At 45.6% G+C, this 17,799-nt stretch carries 14 protein-coding genes; 2 read left to right on the forward strand and 12 right to left on the reverse strand.

The annotated features are described in order from the left end of the window. The first annotated feature begins 6 nt into the window (after nucleotides 1–6). Nucleotides 7–189: a hypothetical protein gene (locus OO778_RS11985; protein WP_041853050.1), complete on the forward strand. Its 183-nt coding sequence runs from the start codon at nucleotides 7–9 to the stop codon at nucleotides 187–189. A 42-nt stretch (nucleotides 190–231) separates the two neighbouring features. Here OO778_RS11985 and OO778_RS11990 read toward each other — a convergent pair whose 3' ends face one another. From OO778_RS11990 to OO778_RS12030, 9 genes are all read right to left on the reverse strand, one after another. Continuing rightward, the gene (locus OO778_RS11990; protein WP_164666892.1) at nucleotides 232–1,593 is read right to left on the reverse strand and encodes a TRAP transporter large permease; all 1,362 of its coding nucleotides are present in this window, start codon (nucleotides 1,591–1,593) and stop codon (nucleotides 232–234) included. 3 nt (nucleotides 1,594–1,596) lie between these two features. Continuing rightward, a complete protein-coding gene (locus tag OO778_RS11995) occupies nucleotides 1,597–2,271 on the reverse strand; it encodes a TRAP transporter small permease (RefSeq protein WP_005390505.1) in 675 nt (224 codons plus the stop codon). A 70-nt stretch (nucleotides 2,272–2,341) separates the two neighbouring features. After that, nucleotides 2,342–3,340, reverse strand: a complete 999-nt coding sequence (locus OO778_RS12000; protein ID WP_005390503.1) for a TRAP transporter substrate-binding protein — start codon at nucleotides 3,338–3,340, stop codon at nucleotides 2,342–2,344. 212 nt (nucleotides 3,341–3,552) lie between these two features. After that, the gene (locus OO778_RS12005) at nucleotides 3,553–5,022 is read right to left on the reverse strand and encodes a protein adenylyltransferase SelO (protein ID WP_257887613.1); all 1,470 of its coding nucleotides are present in this window, start codon (nucleotides 5,020–5,022) and stop codon (nucleotides 3,553–3,555) included. A 176-nt stretch (nucleotides 5,023–5,198) separates the two neighbouring features. Beyond that, the gene (locus OO778_RS12010) at nucleotides 5,199–6,011 is read right to left on the reverse strand and encodes a sugar transporter (RefSeq protein ID WP_074191037.1); all 813 of its coding nucleotides are present in this window, start codon (nucleotides 6,009–6,011) and stop codon (nucleotides 5,199–5,201) included. A gap of 174 nt (nucleotides 6,012–6,185) precedes the next feature. Next, complete coding sequence (locus OO778_RS12015) at nucleotides 6,186–9,170, reverse strand: M6 family metalloprotease domain-containing protein (RefSeq protein WP_257887612.1); 2,985 nt, start codon at nucleotides 9,168–9,170, stop codon at nucleotides 6,186–6,188. A 356-nt stretch (nucleotides 9,171–9,526) separates the two neighbouring features. After that, nucleotides 9,527–10,894: a TrkH family potassium uptake protein gene (locus OO778_RS12020; RefSeq protein WP_257887611.1), complete on the reverse strand. Its 1,368-nt coding sequence runs from the start codon at nucleotides 10,892–10,894 to the stop codon at nucleotides 9,527–9,529. Next, nucleotides 10,891–11,553, reverse strand: coding sequence for a TrkA family potassium uptake protein (locus OO778_RS12025; protein ID WP_006742864.1), 663 nt, complete (start codon nucleotides 11,551–11,553; stop codon nucleotides 10,891–10,893). Before OO778_RS12025 ends, OO778_RS12020 begins: the two co-directional genes overlap by 4 nt. A gap of 252 nt (nucleotides 11,554–11,805) precedes the next feature. Then, nucleotides 11,806–13,014 carry a DEAD/DEAH box helicase gene (locus OO778_RS12030; RefSeq protein WP_145532327.1) on the reverse strand — a complete coding sequence of 403 codons (1,209 nt, stop codon included), beginning with the start codon at nucleotides 13,012–13,014 and terminating at the stop codon, nucleotides 11,806–11,808. Between the two features lie 176 nt (nucleotides 13,015–13,190). On the opposite strand from OO778_RS12030, the gene OO778_RS12035 reads away from it, so the two are divergent. Continuing rightward, complete coding sequence (locus OO778_RS12035; RefSeq protein ID WP_264909920.1) at nucleotides 13,191–14,495, forward strand: hemolysin family protein; 1,305 nt, start codon at nucleotides 13,191–13,193, stop codon at nucleotides 14,493–14,495. Between the two features lie 9 nt (nucleotides 14,496–14,504). Here the strand turns inward: OO778_RS12035 and OO778_RS12040 are convergent, their stop codons facing one another. The 3 genes from OO778_RS12040 to OO778_RS12050 form a co-directional block, all read right to left on the reverse strand. Beyond that, nucleotides 14,505–15,245 carry a transglycosylase SLT domain-containing protein gene (locus OO778_RS12040; RefSeq protein WP_006742867.1) on the reverse strand — a complete coding sequence of 247 codons (741 nt, stop codon included), beginning with the start codon at nucleotides 15,243–15,245 and terminating at the stop codon, nucleotides 14,505–14,507. 220 nt (nucleotides 15,246–15,465) lie between these two features. Further along, entirely contained in the window at nucleotides 15,466–16,710 is a 1,245-nt protein-coding gene (locus OO778_RS12045; protein WP_074191032.1) for an NAD(P)/FAD-dependent oxidoreductase, read from the reverse strand. Nucleotides 16,711–16,717: 7 nt separating this feature from the next. Continuing rightward, nucleotides 16,718–17,785, reverse strand: a complete 1,068-nt coding sequence (locus OO778_RS12050) for a methyltransferase (protein WP_264909921.1) — start codon at nucleotides 17,783–17,785, stop codon at nucleotides 16,718–16,720. Between the last annotated feature and the right edge of the window lie 14 nt (nucleotides 17,786–17,799).

Below are 17,799 nucleotides of genomic sequence, written 5' to 3' on the forward strand. Positions count from 1 at the left end.
ACGGATATGAACGAGAAAGTTAGAATACCGATCATTACAGATACCGTGATGGTAGACGGGCAATATCAAGAAGAGAGACGTTCAGGCGAGGAGCGGCGCAAGAATAAAAAGAAGTGGCGAAGCTACGAGCGGCGAGTCCACCCAGACCCTCGTAGGCCTAGCTACAAACCCATAGACGAAGAGGTGTGAATCATCACACCTCTTTTGTTTTTCTTCAAATATCTGGTGCCATTACTTAGTAATGATTTCTGGCCCCATCAAGGTGGTTGGTAACCAAGTCGACACCCATGGCACGTACGTTACAATAATGAGGAATAGGAACATCACCGCCACCCATGGCAGTGCGGCTTTTACTACATTCATCATCGACATTTTGGCGACACCTGCAGTAACAAACAAGTTAAGCCCAACAGGTGGTGTTATCATACCTATCTCCATATTCACCACCATCATAATACCTAAGTGAATTGGATCGATCCCCAGTGCTATCGCAATTGGGAACACCAGTGGTGCAACAATGATCAATAAGCCTGATGGTTCCATAAACTGACCACCAATCAACAGCAATACGTTCACCACAATCAAGAAGGTGATTGGTCCTAGACCAGCTGACATCATCGACTCTGTGATCATTTGCGGGATGCGTTCTTCCGTTAGAACGTGCTTCAAAATTAACGCATTGGCAATAATGAAAAGCAGCATGATGGTGAGTTTACCCGCTTCATACAGCGTGTGTTTGGTGTCTTTATGAACGAAGGTTTGGAAGATTTTAACGAGCGCAGGTTTAATGTTTTTCTTGTCTGCAAATGGCCCCATGTCTTTGTATACAAAGTTGGCAATAAAGAACGAGTACACAGCAGCAACTGCAGCGGCTTCTGTTGGGGTGAAAATACCGCCATAAATACCACCGAGAATGATCACCACCAGCAACAAGCCCCAGCTTGCATCCTTAGCTGCATCAAACGTCTCTTTCCAACCGACAAATGGTTGTTTTGGCAGGTTCTTAATACGGGCAGCAATATAGATCGCTATCATCAACATGACACCCGCTAGCAAACCGGGAATCACACCACCGAGAAACATGCGTCCAACTGACACATCGGTCGCGGCAGCGTAAACTACCATAACGATAGACGGCGGAATCAAAATCCCTAGCGTACCTGCGTTACAAATTACGCCGGCCGCAAACTCTTTTGAGTAACCGTTTTTGATCATACCTGCGATAACGATGCTACCTATGGCAACAACCGTTGCTGGAGATGAACCTGATAGCGCGGCAAACATCATACACGCGACAACCGAAGCCATCGCTAAACCACCACGGAACCAGCCTACAATCGCAATCGCGAAACGAATGATCCGTTTTGCTACACCACCTGTCGACATAAAGCTTGAAGCTAAAATGAAGAATGGAATTGCTAATAGAGTGTAGTGTCCAGCAAATGCATTAAACAACGTTTGAGCAACAGACGCCAAAGACGCATCCGAATGAATCAAAAGGAAAAGAATACTGGAAAGACCCAGAGAAACTGCGATTGGCACGCCGACGAGCATGAAGCCAATCACCATCAAAAATAGAAATAAGATATCCATGGTTTATTGCTCCTTGCTCTTAGAATTGTCTGAGGCCTTTGGAGCCATAAGATCACCGGCATCACTCATCTCTTCTTGAAGCGCCTCTAGCTCTTCTTCCGCTTCATGCCCTGCAATCAGTCGGTCGAGCTTTCCGGTAGCAATTTGCCATGTTGCCTGAGCAAATCTCAGCGTTAGCAACGCCATACCAAGCGGTAAAGCGAAATAAGGAATAAAACGTGGCAGCTTTTCGTAACGCTCTCCCTCGTTTAACCAATCCGCCATAAACTGAAGCATTTCCGGCATTGGAATATCATCCGTTTCATACCACGCTCGGTCTGTGGCGAACGGATACCAGTAGTTCCAAGAGCCAATTAAAAGCAAAATAGAAAAGGCTAAACAGCATATTGCAGCAAATAACGCCAAGGCTTTTCGTTTGCCCTCTGGCACTATGTTGATGATCACATCAACACCAATATGAAAGTGTTTTTTCACACCGTAAGAAGCGCCGACCAACACCATCCATGCGAACATAAAGACGGTGAGCTCAAGCGCCCAAAGAATATTGTCGTTAAAGACATAACGAAAGATGACATTGGCAAAGGTTAACAAGGTCATGGCACCTAAGAAGAAAGCAATCAAAGTCTCTTCAATGGCATCGGTGATTCGTCCAGCCTTGGCAAAAAAAGTCTGTTCCATAATTACATCACGTCGTCTGTAGGGGAAAAGAGCCCCCTCTAATCGAGAGGGCTAAGCGTGCTAGGCGTTATTATTTTTGGTTAGAAGCCAAAGCGGCTTCGATTAGGTCAGAACCAATGTCTTTTTCAAACTTCTTCCATACTGGCTGAAGTGCAGTGACCCATTCTTGGCGCTGTTCTGGCGTTAACGTGCGAACCACACCACCAGCTTCGATGATGTTGTTTTTGTTCGCAAGGTTCACTTTGGTCGACTCAGCATTACGCTGCGCTGTCACCTCTTGGATGATTGTGTTTAGCTGCTCGCGCTGATCGTCTGGTAAGTTTTTCCAGAAGTCGTTTGACGTCACTACTAGGTAATCCAGAATCCCGTGGTTAGTTTCCGTAATGCCATCTTGAACTTCGAAGAACTTTTTACCGTAGATGTTTGACCAAGTATTTTCTTGACCATCAATAACCTTAGTTTGCAGGCCACCGTACACTTCTTTGAATGACATTTTTTGCGGGTTTGCGCCTAGCTGTTCAAACTGAGCAACGAGAACGTCAGAAGCTTGAACACGGAACTTAAGCCCTTCAGCATCGGCTGGAGAAATGAGCGGCTTGTTGGCTGACATTTGCTTCATGCCATTATGCCAAAACGCAATACCTTGTAGGCCACGTCGTTTCATTGAGTTTTTCAGCTTTTCACCGGCTTCAGAGTTTTGGAAGCGGTCAACAGCGTCGACATCGTCGAATAAGAAAGGCAGATCGAAAAGGCGGTACTTTTTGGTGAATTTCTCAAACTTAGAAAGAGAAGGTGCAGCGAGTTGAACATCACCATTTAGTAGTGCTTCCAACACCTTATCATCATCGTAAAGCGTTGAGTTCGGAAACACCTGCATACAGACTTTACCGTTCATCTCTTCGTTAACGCGTTTTTCAAGTAACGAAGCCGCAATACCTTTTGGGTGTTTGTCCGCGTTCGTTACATGGCTGAACTTGATGACCGTTTCACCTGGGTCACAATTCGCGGCAGCGTTAAAGCTCGTTACAGCAAGCGCAGAGACAGATAGTAGAGTTAGAGGCTTAAACATTATTATTCTCCTTGTTGAATCACATCCCATCCCGTCCATGAATAACTAGGTATTAGGCGATGGGTACGGATGTTCAACAAAGAGCAATTAATGGACCATGTTAAAATTCATATGCATTTCAATAAATTAACAAAGCCCATTAACATGAACACAGAGTATAACGAGTGAATTCCACCCAAGAAAAAGATTCAAATGGGTGGGAAATGACCCATTTATGAAGAACAGCTTATCTCCATTTTCTTCCCCCATTCCGGTGGCAATTTCGCGTAATCATCAAACTCGGGTTGCTCATCAAATGGGCGCTTTAACAGTTCGGCCAATCGGTGTAATTCACTAAAGTCCCCTTCTTCCGCTTTATCAATGGCCAACTGAGCCAAGTAGTTACGCAAGATGTATTTAGGATTGGCTTGACGCATCTGTTCGCAACGCTGTTCGGCTGAAATCAGGCCCCCTAGTTCATCAACCTCTAGCTCACATCGAGCTAAGTACAGATCAAGCCAAGCTCGCGCAGCTTCTCGGTCGAGAAATAAGTCGATTACGGCTTGAGAAGAATCAGTATCAAGATTTGAAAGCGTTCTAAAGAAGCGAGTGTAATCCGTGTTATTTTGGTGAAGGAGCTCAAACATTGCTTCAAATAAACGTCCATCTTCCGCGATCTTGGTTTTTAAACCCAACTTCTCACGCATTAGGCGGCTGAACTGCTGACTCAACCGGACTTCAAATTGGCTCAACGACGCTTCTAAATCTTCTCGCTCAACGAGTGGCGATAGCGCATGCGCGAGTGCTGAGAGGTTCCAAAGCGCAATTCTTGGCTGTTGGTCAAATGCATAACGGCCTTGGTAGTCGGAATGATTACAAATATATCCCGGCTCATAATCATCAAGAAAACCAAACGGGCCGTAATCAAACGTTTGACCAAGGATCGACATATTGTCGGTGTTCATTACCCCATGAGCAAACCCATACGCTTGCCAATAAGCAATCATGTCCGCTGTTTTCTGAACAATTTCACCAAACATTGCAGCGTATGGCTTCTCTGCCGATGCACAATCAGCAAAGTGCCACTCGATCACTTTGTCCGCCAGCAACTTCTGCTCTGCCAATTGATTGGTATAGAAAAAATGCTCGAAATGGCCAAAACGCACGTGGGTCTCCGCCATACGAATCAACATTGCGCCGAATTCTGTTTTCTCGCGATAAACCGGCGTGTCACTGACCATCATGCCAAGAGCACGAGTCGTCGGGATCCCAAGCCCTGCCATGGCTTCACTACATAGATACTCACGAATGGTTGAGCGCAACACCGCCCTGCCGTCCCCCATTCGCGAGTAGGGGGTTAGCCCCGCGCCTTTAAGGTGAATATCAAACCAAGTGCCATCTTGATGCTCAATTTCCGCCAACAGCAATCCACGTCCATCGCCCAAGTCTGGGTTGTAAACGCCAAACTGATGTCCTGCGTATTTCATCGCCAAAGGACGAAACGGTTCGAATTCGCTTTGCCCAGAAAAAACCGCCAATAGCTCATCGCTTTGCTCTGCTGGTAAACCAAACTGCTGCGCAAACTCACTATTCCAAGCGACCCAACGAGTATTATCCAAGGGTTGCGGCTCGACCAAAGTATAGAAAGCTGACGGTAATTGACTAAAGCGATGGGTGAAACTGACCCGTTGCCAAATGGACATGTGGGGTTCCTTAATAAAAAGAAGTACTGCTGTCAGTATACGTGTGAACGTCACTGTCATTCAGCCATGAAATGGTCATGGGTATTTTGCGTGAATAACGCGAAGGCGGTAGGAAGGTATTAACCCGCTGCATATCACCTCACAAACGGAAGTGGTATGTAAAAGCGATCAAATGATTAAGCGGAAAACTCTTCACCCGTTTTTGGTGGCTCTGATGGTGTATCAAAACGAGCACGTTCAATATCCACGACTGTTTTATAGCTCAACGATAACAAAGCCAACTGGTACGCACCGAAAATACCATAGGCAACACCCACAAGACTCAGCATGAAGAGGTTAGTAAAGTGACTAAAGATAAGCTGACTGAGCAATCCCGCGCCCAATGGAATTAAGCCCATCAAAATGAATACTTGTTTGTTGTATGGTCTGCTTTGGTTCCACGAACGACGCAAGCTGCGCGGCTGATGATCCATTGCGGTCGCTGGCAACACGAACGACCAGCGCGCCATCACCCAATAGCCCGGAATGCTTGCAACCGTTGTGATAAACGCCATGGCGACAAAATCAGGTTCACCACTTTCTGCAATATAGAGAAACGACAACACAAAGATTGGGATACCAATGACGAGCATCATCATCAACCCAAATAATATCCACCAGCCAATGAAACGGAATTCTCTGGCTGACAAGCGAAATACATCCAACGCTGAGTGCATGTAATCGCCAACCAAATAAATTCGGTGTACACGCACAGCCGCCATCGCGGCAACAAGTGGGTATAAAATGATTGTGACGAAATAAAATCCCGAGATGTTTCCTTCTTGAGCGTTCGCTTGATCTTGCCCCGTCATTTCAGGATACATAAACACAAAAATTGAGTGCACGATGATCAATGGAATACAAGCAATGACAATTGCGAGTAGGTTCCTTCTAACCATCACTGCTGCTTCTCGGCATATTGCCGAAACAGAAAAGTCCTCGGTTGACATACAACATCCTTAATTTATAAAAATCTGCCCATAGGGTAACCGCTGAATAGAAAAATCGCTTTAAAAATAATGAGAAACACATCTCATAAGATAATGAGAGATACTAGGAAGTAAAACAGGCACAAAAAATAAGCCACTCAATGTGAGTGGCTTATACCGTAATTCGATATCGTTTTAGACGCGGCGTCGCCAGCCCAATGCAACGAGTAACATCAGAGCCCAATAAGAAACACTGCCGCTACCTTCAGAGTTCTTGAATGTCGTTGTTTTCAAGGAAGCGACAACCGTCACAGTCACTTCTCCCATTGCGGTAGCACCGTTGCCATCTGAAACCGTGTATTGCAGCTTGATGTTATCAACCGCACTATCCGGAGCTTGAAAACGAATTTTGCCATTTTCTACACTCGCACTTCCCACGCCCGTTAGGTTCTGTACGCTTTCTACAACCAGTTTATCGCCATTCACATCCGAATCATTGCCAGCAGCATCAATCACAATGCTTTCACCAACGGCAACGGTCGCCGTATCTGCTAGCGTGACTGGCGCTGCGTTTTGCATGGTTAAATTGACGGTAGCACTGGAGGTTTCATTACTTGGATCAGTAACGGTTAGACGGAATGTCAGAACCTCACCCGCTTTTATACCTTGAGGCACTGTAAAGCTTGCCGTAGCACTGGTCGAATTTCCGATAGAAACTGAAGTACCAGCCAATTGCTCCCATCGGTAGTTCAACACATCGCCATCCGCATCTGTGCTGTTTGCCGCCGACAATGTTACTTTCTGTCCAGCAGTAATCTTTTGGCTATCCACATCGATGAGCGCTTTTGGTGCTTCATTACTACCAAGTACTTCGACCTGCACGCTCACAACCGAAGACGAATACACGCCGTCCGTAGACAGCAAACGATATTGGAAGCTGTCCAAACCAACGAAGTTAGCTTCAGGTTGGTATTGGTTGCCAGAAATGGTGCCGTGCTCAGGCTTCTGCACAATGTCCACATTGAACTGATATCCTATGGCCATGAAATCATTGTCCATCAAGTTCAGATCGATTGGCGTATTCTTATCGGTTTGCAGTGAGTCAGCTTTCGCTTCAACAATGTTGTTCGCCTCCACATTCAAGAGTGCTGCAAACGGAACATAAGAGAACCCGGCTTGCTCTAAACCAAACGTACCTATCTCATTGTAATTACCAGTCCACATTACAGGCAGGGATGATTTTTCAGTTTTTAGTAAGCGGCCAAAGTCAAAGTTCGATTCAAATTCACCGCCTTCTAATTCCACTACTAACAGGTGCTGACCCGCACTTAATTGGCTCGGTTGAGGGAATAAAATTCGGGATGGCTTTTGGAAGCTACCTTGCTGTAAAAGTTCAGCATTGTTCTGATCCAATATTAATCGGTAGCCCACGTTACCTGAGAATGGGAATCGCCATACTCGATAAGTCATGTCACTTTGAGCGCTATTGCTTTGCGCGTAAAGTTGAAGACCATCAAGCTTTGTCTCAGCATTCAAATCCAATGATACCGCCAGGGTGTTACTGCCACTTGCGTACACATAACCTTGGTGAAGAGAGTTCAACCATGCCGATTTATTTGGCTCGTTTATATGCTCAAGAGAAAAACTGCCGCCGTTGGTATTGCTGGCAATGTTGGAAATACGAACCCCAGTATCAAACCCGGCGATCGCTCTCAGACCCGGGGTCGATGTATCTGAAATGACATTGCCACCATTAGGATACAAATCGCCGGCATCACTGCTTCCATCATGTTCTAACTCATTCAGACCATCGGCCTGCATGATTTGAACCTGCATCGCGCCAACATCGTTAAAGCGATTTTGGACATTAACCGACGTCGCTAGTATGCCTTCTGCCGCCAATGCTCGGTCGTAACCGCTAAAGGTACGGTTTTCCAAATAAACGCGTGGGCCAAACTCTTTCAAGTATGGGTCGAGATACACCAGTTTGACATCGTCGTTATTCACGGAAATAGGCATCGGGCTTTCATGAGTGATCGTTGGTACAACGAAACCAGCGGCGTGTTTACTCCACGCGCTCATGTTCACTGGCGTGTCTCCTGCGTATGAGTCTCCCGGTTTCTGTGCCCATGAACCACCGCCCATCACGCCCCAAGAACCGATCGAAGCATCACTGTTCCTTGCGTACAAATCCGGCAAGCCAAGCATTAAGTGGCCAAGCTCATGTACGATCACGCCTAACGTCGCTTGATGATCAACTTGGTAGTCAGCAAACACACAATAATCGGCAATTTTTTTGCCATCTAGGGCCACATCATCGTGAGAGAATTTATGCGGCCAAATAGAAGGACGATCAAGGAATCCGGTTGAACGGTCGCCACCAGCAAAAATAAACATCACTGACAACTCTGACGGTTCTACGGTACCATTTTGATTGCTGTCGTAAGCCGAAAGATTAAAGTACGGATCCAGTTTTTGATACGCTTCGGTGAAGACCGCATTCAACTTGGCAGTGCAAGTCTTGTCAGTTGAGCTAGAGTGGCAATTTGGGTGGCTTTGCGCCACGGTCACATTGATCACACCATCATTCGCGGCACCATAACTCTCAATCGCAGGGACAACTTTGAATTTCCCTTGAGAGTTTTTATCAAAATAATCGACAACGCTTTGGCCATCGGTATTAAACACACGTTGTTCGAAGTCATGCACCATTGCTTGGTCATCAAAGGAGACTTGCACAACCAACAGTGGTTGTTGCTTCACCGATGAGCTACTCATCGCCTGATAACCTTGCGCCGAACGCAACAGATTTTGGCGCGCCATCGGTTCAATGGTTTTTAGAGAAGATAACTGCGGCTTAACTTGTAGATCCGGGCGAAACTTCGCCGATTCAGGCGCATCACTCAATTGCGTTTTAGCAACACCCGTCGAGCGTAACGTTGGGATGTCTGACTCGCGCTGAATCTGTGCAAAAAACCAAATGCCATCTTCATGAACCAAGGCATTACCTTGTTTATCTTCAAACCAGTGGAAATCGGCAGTGCCGCGTAAAATTGCCTCACTAGAGGTACCATCGCTCAGCGCAATAGTATGCCAAACTGGTGATGGCGGAGTAGTTGCCATGCTCTTACCTGCAAGAAGCGCAGTTAGCATAGTCAAGGCGAGTGTGTTGAATTTCAAAGTACGGCTCCATCTTTTCGATTCGTTTAATACCAAGCACAGCCAGTACACAGTAACCCATAAACATAGAATGAGGTTGAGTGGCTAACGACTAAGGCTGGTATCAATTCGCTCAGATAACACAATATTATTTAGCATCACGTTACAAAAGCGTCGGATGCCCAAATACTTTTGTAAGTGTGGCTTCCGAGGGTATAAATTGAGTGAATGAATAGTATCGAAACAAAAGGAAGAAGAAATAAACTTCTGCGACTTTGTAGATAAAATTGGGCAACGTCCCACATATTTTATAAATGTACGAGCACTGCTATTAATCAGTGCTCGTTATGGTCGGTGGGGTGCTAATAAACGCTACTTTAACCTGTAAGAACGGCGTCTTCTGGGTATTTGATTAAGGTAGGTTCAGGGCGGGCTAACATGTAGGCAAGCGTGAGAGGCCCGATACGACCAATGATCATTACCACGATCATAATGTACTTGCCAGGTTCAGAAAGCTCTGCCGTCAAACCAGCGGTAAGTCCTACCGTCGAAAATGCGGAAATGGTTTCAAACATGACCTGATCAAAGCTTGCCTTCTCTGTGAGCATCAATAAAAACATCGCGCTTGTCAGAATGGCGCCGCTCACAACGATAATGGCGAGTGACTTAGTCACGGTTTGCCAGTTTACGGTTCGTTTAAACATAACCACATGTTTCTTTTGACGCAAAAAGGTCCACGTAGCCATGAACGCAACGGCAAATGTGGAAACCTTAATACCGCCCCCCGTTGAGGTGGACCCAGCACCAATCAACATCAGAACAATCATGATCAATAACGCTGGCTGGGTAAACTGCGCCAAGTCGACACTGTTGAATCCGGCCGTCCGAGCACTAGCGGATTGGAAGAATGCCGCCAACCATTGACCCGCCACAGGTAACGATTCCATTGTATTTGGATTACTCCGCTCGAGTAACCAAAACATCACCGTTCCAACGAGGAGCAATATCGGTGTCGCGATAAGCATGATTTTGGTATGAAGATGCAAAAAGTGGAAACCTTTACGCCAGTTCAGCCAGATGTCTCCGACAACAGTAAAACCAAGCCCACCAAAAATGAATAACCCGGCCAGGGTAAAGATGACCAGCGGGTCATTCACAAAGCTCATCATACTGTCTGAAAACAGAGCAAACCCTGCGTTGTTAAACGCAGAAATCGCATGAAATAACGCGTAAAACATGCCAGTTTGCCAGCCTATTTCAGGAACCCAACGAACGGAAAGGAAAATAAACCCAATAGATTCTGCGACAAGCGCAAAAATCACAATCCGCTTCACCAGTCGGTTTAAGTTGACCTGTCGAGCTTGCCCTAGCGCTTCTTTCGCTAACGCTTGCTGGCGTAAGCTTAAACGCACACCAAACATATAGAGTAAAACCGCCGACAACGTCATCTGCCCCAATCCACCGATTTGCATTAAAAACATCAGCAAGATCTTCCCGGCTAACGTAAAGTGCTGCCCGGTATCGACAACACCAAGCCCTGTCACACTGATGGCGGATGTTGCGGTAAACAAAGCGTCCGTTATCGAAAGGCCTGTAACAGAAAAAACTGGCAAGGTTAACAGCACGGCAGAAGGCAGCAACACACCGAGAAAACTCAGCAATATAATCCGCGGCTCGTTACCCTTGGCTTTTTCTCGTTTACCATCTGGCGCGTAAAAAACGCCTTTTTGATGAAACTGCGTCATAGTGATTTTAATTTATTTGCCAGCGCATCTTGCGGGCCAACCACAATAATGAGATCGCCAATTTCTAGCTTGGTATTAAGGTCTGGCGCCTTGGTAATTTCTGGGCCCCGTTTAAACCCGAGTACTTGCACACCGTCGACTTTGCACAGTGCGAGGTCACTTAATGTCTTACCCATCCAACGAGATCCAATCACAAACTCCGTCATGGCTAAACCACTACCTAAAGGGTGGAACTCAAGAACCCGTTTATCGAGCATTTTACGCGCGACACGTATCCCCATGTCACGTTCAGGCATGATAATGTGGTCCGCACCAATCTTTTGCAGGACACGCGCTTGAAATCGATCGTTGGCTTTAACCCATACTGACTTCACTCCCGCTTCTTTGGCGATCAATGTGGCGAGAATACTGGCGTTAACGTCCGCTCCGATAGCAATCATCACCATGTCGTAATCATCAAGCTTAAGCTCAGCAACCGTCTCTTCGTGAGTACAATTAGCCACAATTGCCTGACTAACAAAACTGGCAGCTTCTTTGACTCTGTCTTCGTTGATATCAACCGCTAAAACTTGAGCTCCTGAATCTTGTAGCTCTTTACACACTGCCAAACCAAATCGGCCAAGACCAATAACGGCGAATTGCTTATCACCTGTTTTCATTTATGCCTCATCTTATGCATTCACTAGCAAGCAAAAAAGTCTGCGCCCATTCCTAACCTTGTGCAAACCTGAGGACAGAGAATTGACAAAAGCTTTACGAAAGCCGACTCACTTTGAGTGTTAAGCGTATGACATAAATTAACTTTTTTCCTCATTACGGCATAAAAGCCAACACTGTCAACCCATGAGTGAAACTCCCTAAAACGCAAAAAGCCGCAACAATGCGGCTTTTGGATCGTAGAGATAAAACAGCTATTTTGATTCGCGCTTATCGTGCGGTTTACGCTTGTTCTTAGGTACGTAATTTAAAATAGAAATCGGCACTGGCTTTCTTGGTGCAAAGCCGTCAATTTCCACTCGCTCTAGCAAGTGCCCTAAACGGCTCTCGATCATACAAAGGTTTTTAAAATCATCTTTTGAGACTAATGAGATCGCTTCACCTTGTGCGCCAGCACGACCAGTACGACCAATACGGTGTACATATTCATCTGCTGGATACGGTAAGTCGTAGTTAATAACAACGGGCAAGTTATCGATATCAATACCGCGCGCTGCAACACCAGTTGCGACTAGGTACTGGATTTCACCGGCTTTGAACTTTTCTATTAATTCTTGGCGAACACGCTGATTACGGCCGCTGTGAAACGCTTCAGCCACAATGCCGCGCTTTTGAAGTTGGCTAACAAGCTTGGCAGCACCGTGTTTGGTTTCAATAAATACCAGTACTTGTGACCAGTCGTTTTCTTTGAGCATGTGACTTAACAGCGACGACTTCATGTCCTTATCGACGGTGGTGATCCACTGCTTGATGTTCGACTTAGATGCACTGTGTTTTGTAATCGTGATCTCTTCAGGATCAATAATCGCGTTTTTCGCCAAATCACGAACAGGATTAGATAGCGTTGCCGAGAACAGTAGACTTTGAACATGTTCTGGCATGCAATCAACGATCTTATCGATCGCATCGATGAATCCCATGTCCAACATTTTGTCCGCTTCATCAAGCACTAGCATTTCCACTTCATCAAAGTGAATGGCGCGTTGACCGTACAGGTCAATCAAACGTCCCGGCGTACTTACCACAATATCGACACCCTCGATCAAGGCTTGTTTTTGTGGCGCATAATCCACACCACCAAACATCGCCATTGAGCGCAGCGGTAAGTTTTTACCATAAGCTTCAATGCTTTGATGAACCTGAAGCGCAAGTTCGCGTGTGGGCGTAAGAATAATAGCGCGAGCGCGTTTTTTACGTTGCGTTTCGCCTTGACTAAGCTTTTCTAAGATTGGTAGAACAAAACTGGCCGTTTTACCTGTCCCCGTTTGTGCTGCAGCAATTAAGTTGCTACCACGCAGTACGATTGGAATGGCTTTTTGTTGGATAGAGGTCGGTTTTTCATAACCTAGCGCTTTTACTGCATCAGTAATCGATGCGCTTAAACCAAGCTTAGAAAATGGCATAGAAACGTCTCAACAGAGGAAATGGGCGAGTAGTGTATCAGAATCCCAGTGAAGTAACAGAAGGATTCATGCGCGTAGAGCCCGATAATAGAGCGCTGCATGATTTACTCGCAACATCACATTTCTTGCGCGTGAATCTAGTTATGCTGCTAACGTGTACATTACTGGGAAACGTTATGGACGTATTACTGCTGGTTGGATTAATCGCACTCAATGGCGCGTTTGCTATGTCAGAGATCGCTCTAGTCGCAGCCAAAAGCGGAAGGCTAAAATTAATTGCAGAACACAACGCCTCTGCCGCTTTAGCGCTCGAACTTAAAAACAATCCGACTCAGTTTCTTTCCACGATCCAAATAGGCATTACCGTCATCGGGCTATTAAGTGGTATTTTTGGTGAAGCAACGCTTTCAGTACCATTCGAAAATTGGTTAGTAACCCAAGGGCTAGAAAGAGAAATAGCCACGGTACTTTCAACGATGAGCGTCGTGCTCATGATCACCTACTTCGCGATTGTGGTGGGAGAACTCGTTCCCAAGCGCTTTGCACAAAACAACGCAGAAACCATCGCTATTATCGTAGCTTATCCGATCCACTGGCTCGCCAAGCTCACCACTCCTTTTGTCTTCTTATTGACGTTTTCAACCGATACTTTTCTCCGATTATTGCGCCAAAACGACAGCAACGGTGAGATTGTTACCGAGGAGGATATTTTTGCTATTGTTAGCGAAGGCTCTGAGTCCGGTGCGATTGAGCCACAAGAGCAATTGATGATTCGCAACTTACTCCACCTTAACGATCGTTTAGCATTATCGTTAATGACACCACGGTGCGATATCCATTACCTGGATGCCAACCAACCTATTGATGTCATCCTTACTGACCTTCGCCAAACCCAACACTCCGTATGGCCAGTCTGTAAAGGTAGCTTGGACAATATTATTGGCACCATTTCATCCAAAGTCCTGCTCGATGAATATGACGAATTATCTATCAGTAAACTGGCTAAACAGCTCAAGCGTCCGCGTTTTGTACCCGAGTCCATGAAAGGGTTACCTCTCCTTAACTACATGCAACAAACCAGTGCGGAAATGGTCTTTATTGTCGATGAGTATGGTGATGTACAAGACCTAGTAACCCTTTACGACTTGTTAAAGTCAATTGCTGGAGAACTGGGCATGGCGCCACAGCAAGTGTGGGCCAAGCAACAAAAAGATGGCAGCTGGTTGATGGACGCGTTGATCCCGCTCAATGAGCTCAAGAATAAACTCGAACTGAGCAGCATAGAAGGCGAAGAGCGAGAAGGCTTTCAAACATTAAATGGGCTTTTGACATGGCTTTATGGTCGAGTCCCAAATGTTGGGGAGCACATTCACTACCAAGGTTGGCGATTTGACATACTCCTCGTTAAAAAACATCGCATTATGCAAGTCAGAGTCACCAAAGACACCGATACACCAACCAACAATAGCGAAGTTGAATAAAACACGGCCCTATCCCATCAAATTGGGCTGTAAACCTTTTTCTAGTTTTTTCCTCACTTTATAGGAAACATCATTAAGCGTGATTTTTCCTGTATTGTGACGATCGATACCCGCATTTTGTCGGTATGCAATCGAGCCTTGCTTGAACAAAACGAAAGAAGACGGTTTGCCAATCGCAGCAGGATAGAGAATTGCCATATACGCATCTTCCAGACTATTGATTTTATGGCGATATGGCCAGTAATAGGCTTTTACATAGTCAAGTTGCTCGACCGCGCTCATCCTCGCAAGAGTTTTCGTACTCACTCCTAATGACTCAGCGGTAGAGGGCATAAATTGAATTAACCCTGTCGCCCCACTTCCTGAACCATTTTTGATGCTTGGACTGAAGGTTTCAGCGGTTTCAAATGCCATGCAGGCCATCAGATGATTAGGGTTGATCTCCAGCTCTTCACTAATACGAATGACTTTGCATTTGAACTCTGGAGAAACTTTGCCTCCCCACGCCACCGCGTTCTCGGGATCAACAACCGAAGAGACAGTTGGCGCGTCGTGTTCTTTGACAATTCGAGAAAGTAAAGGAAGTGTTTGGCGAAGTCGATGGTTCGAACTCACCAAGCGAATTGATTTGGCAAGAAACTTATCTTTTTTTTGGTGCAGTTTTTGGAACTTTACTAATTTATACAGTTGCTTATAAACCGTTTTCACAACGAATCCGGATTTAGGGAACACTCCCAAAATGTAATCCATTTCCTACACGTTTAATATAAATATCAGCAACAATGAGTATGTATGTGATCATAATCACTATAAATTTTCTCAAATTCGATACACCTCGAAACAAGTGGTCAAGATGTCTCCAGTAAGCTCGAAGTACAAATAAAAAGATATTGTCGAGAATAAAAAAGGTCTTACCAATTTCTCGGTAAGACCTAGGTTTACGCATCCTGAGCTAAGAGAATTTATACTCTTACAGTTCCGCTTCTCGAACCAGCTCAGCGAGCGTCGACAAACGTTGTTCGCTTTGTTTTACGTAAGGGTTGTTTGTATCCCAAGCGTATCCAGCCAAAATCGCGCTAATCATCTGCTTAATACGTGGATTCGGGTTTTGATAGAAGATCACATCTTGCAATGTTCCGCTGTACCACCCCTCTACATAAGTACGGAATGTGTTCACCCCCACCATCAAGCGTTCCGAATACTCTTCTTGCCAGTCAACCACTTCACCATTTAATTGACGAGCTACGCAATCGGCCGCAAATTCCGCTGACTTCATGGCAATAGTAACGCCAGATGAAAACACAGGATCAAGAAACTCGCCGGCATTGCCAAGCAGTGCGTAGTTTTCTGTCGCTAAGCGTTTGACGTTCGCTGAATAGCCACCCAACTCTCCTGTTGGATTTGGGTACTTCGCGTTTCGCAACAAAGAAGCCAACCCCGGCTCTTCATTCGCCAACTGCTGCAAAGCTGCAAGCTTATCCTCTGGGTATCGCTCAAAAAACTCAGGCTCACCCACCACACCAAACGAACATGTACCATTCGAGAATGGAATTAGCCAGTACCATACATCGTGATTTTCAGGATGCACGGAAATCAGAATTTTATTGCGATCGTACTCTAGCTCTTGTGGAGAGATACGATCTTCAATATGAGTAAATATCGCTTTTCTTGGAGGAAGACAAGAAGGCTCTTCAAGATCCAACAAGCGTGGCAAAACACGGCCAAAACCACTCGCATCCAAAACAAAATCAGCTTCGATTTGATAGGTCTGTTTATCCGGCCCAACAACTTCTAAGCGCGATTTTTTGCCTTCAAACGCCAAGCTAACTAGCTCATGTTGATAACGAATATCGACGCCCTGCTCTGCGGCACTGTCGGCGAGCACTTTATCAAAACTGGCACGTTGCACCTGAAACGTCGTACCCGGCCCTGGGGTATATTTGTCCGTAAAATCGAACTGGGTGTAAACACCATTGCGACGAAATGAAGCGCCATCTTTATATTGGAAGCCAAACCGCTTTACCGCATTGGTCATTCCGGCTTGCTCGACAACTTCCATACATGCAGGAAGCAGGCTTTCTCCGATAGAGAAACGTGGAAAGGTAGTTTTTTCTATGACAACGACATCTATGCCACGCGATTTTAATAACGCAGAAACGGTGGAGCCAGATGGGCCCGCTCCTACGACGACAACTTGCTTGAGCTCTGTTTTCATTCTGAATTTAGTTTGCTTGTAGTTTTAATAAGGTGTGACCAAGGCCAATGTTGTCGGTTCTTTCGACGACAGATAAACCTGCCGCTTCGACAATTTCTAAGAAATCATCACTGCGATAAAAACGACTATTGCCGTTGGCTAAACAGGTAAAGTAGAGAGAGGTTGCATTAAGGCTATAAGAAGCACCCGCGTATTTTTGGGCATCCCAAAATAGCTCCAATACGTAAATAGTATCTCCCTTCGTTAACTGGGCTTTGACTTTTTTAAGGATATTTAGGATCTCAATTGGTGAAAAGCAATCCAAGAACTGGCTCATCCACCATACGTCAGCATGCTCAGGCAATGTTTGTGCTTTATCAAGCATGTTAGCAGGGTATGGACGTACACGCTCGGCGAACTGGTTTTCTGAGACATTTGACATCGCCACTTCTAATTGCTGCGGCAAATCGACAATAGTAACTTCAACATCAGGATCATGCTTACAACACTGAGTAGCCCATTTCCCGGTATTTCCACCAATATCCACTAGGTGCTTTGGCTTGCTTGCAAACACTTCTTTAAGCAGTAATGGAAACGAGCGATCCGAATAGAAGTGATCGAACTTAAACCAACTCTGTTTGGCTTGGTCTGGCAGCGTCGACAGACCTTGATAAATCGTCTCCCAATTGCCCAACTCTTTCAAACCTGAAGGCTTACCTTCTTTAATCGCTTCCGTCAGATGCATCATCGCGGCGTAACAGACATCAGCCGTAAAATCCATGTTTGCGTTCGTCATACCATCGTGAAGAAGGTAAAAACCAAGGTTCGCAAGCGAATAGTTAGGTCTTTCCCATAAAACAATATGTGCGCTAATCGCCATATCCAACAATACTTTGACACCATATTCTGACACGCCCGTTTTCTCGGCAATGTCCGTGGCACTCATGCCTTGTGAACCGGCGCTGTCTAGCGCGGCTAAAATACCTAAATCTCGGAGCGTTCTGGCGGTCTGGAACACGATTGGTGCAAAAGATAACTTCTGAGCTTCTGTTTTTGCTTCAAAAGCATTAAAAGGGTCATTATTTTGATTTAACACGGAAAAACCTAACT

Source organism: Vibrio sp. STUT-A16 (assembly GCF_026000495.1).
In the GTDB taxonomy this organism is placed as follows: domain Bacteria; phylum Pseudomonadota; class Gammaproteobacteria; order Enterobacterales; family Vibrionaceae; genus Vibrio; species Vibrio diabolicus.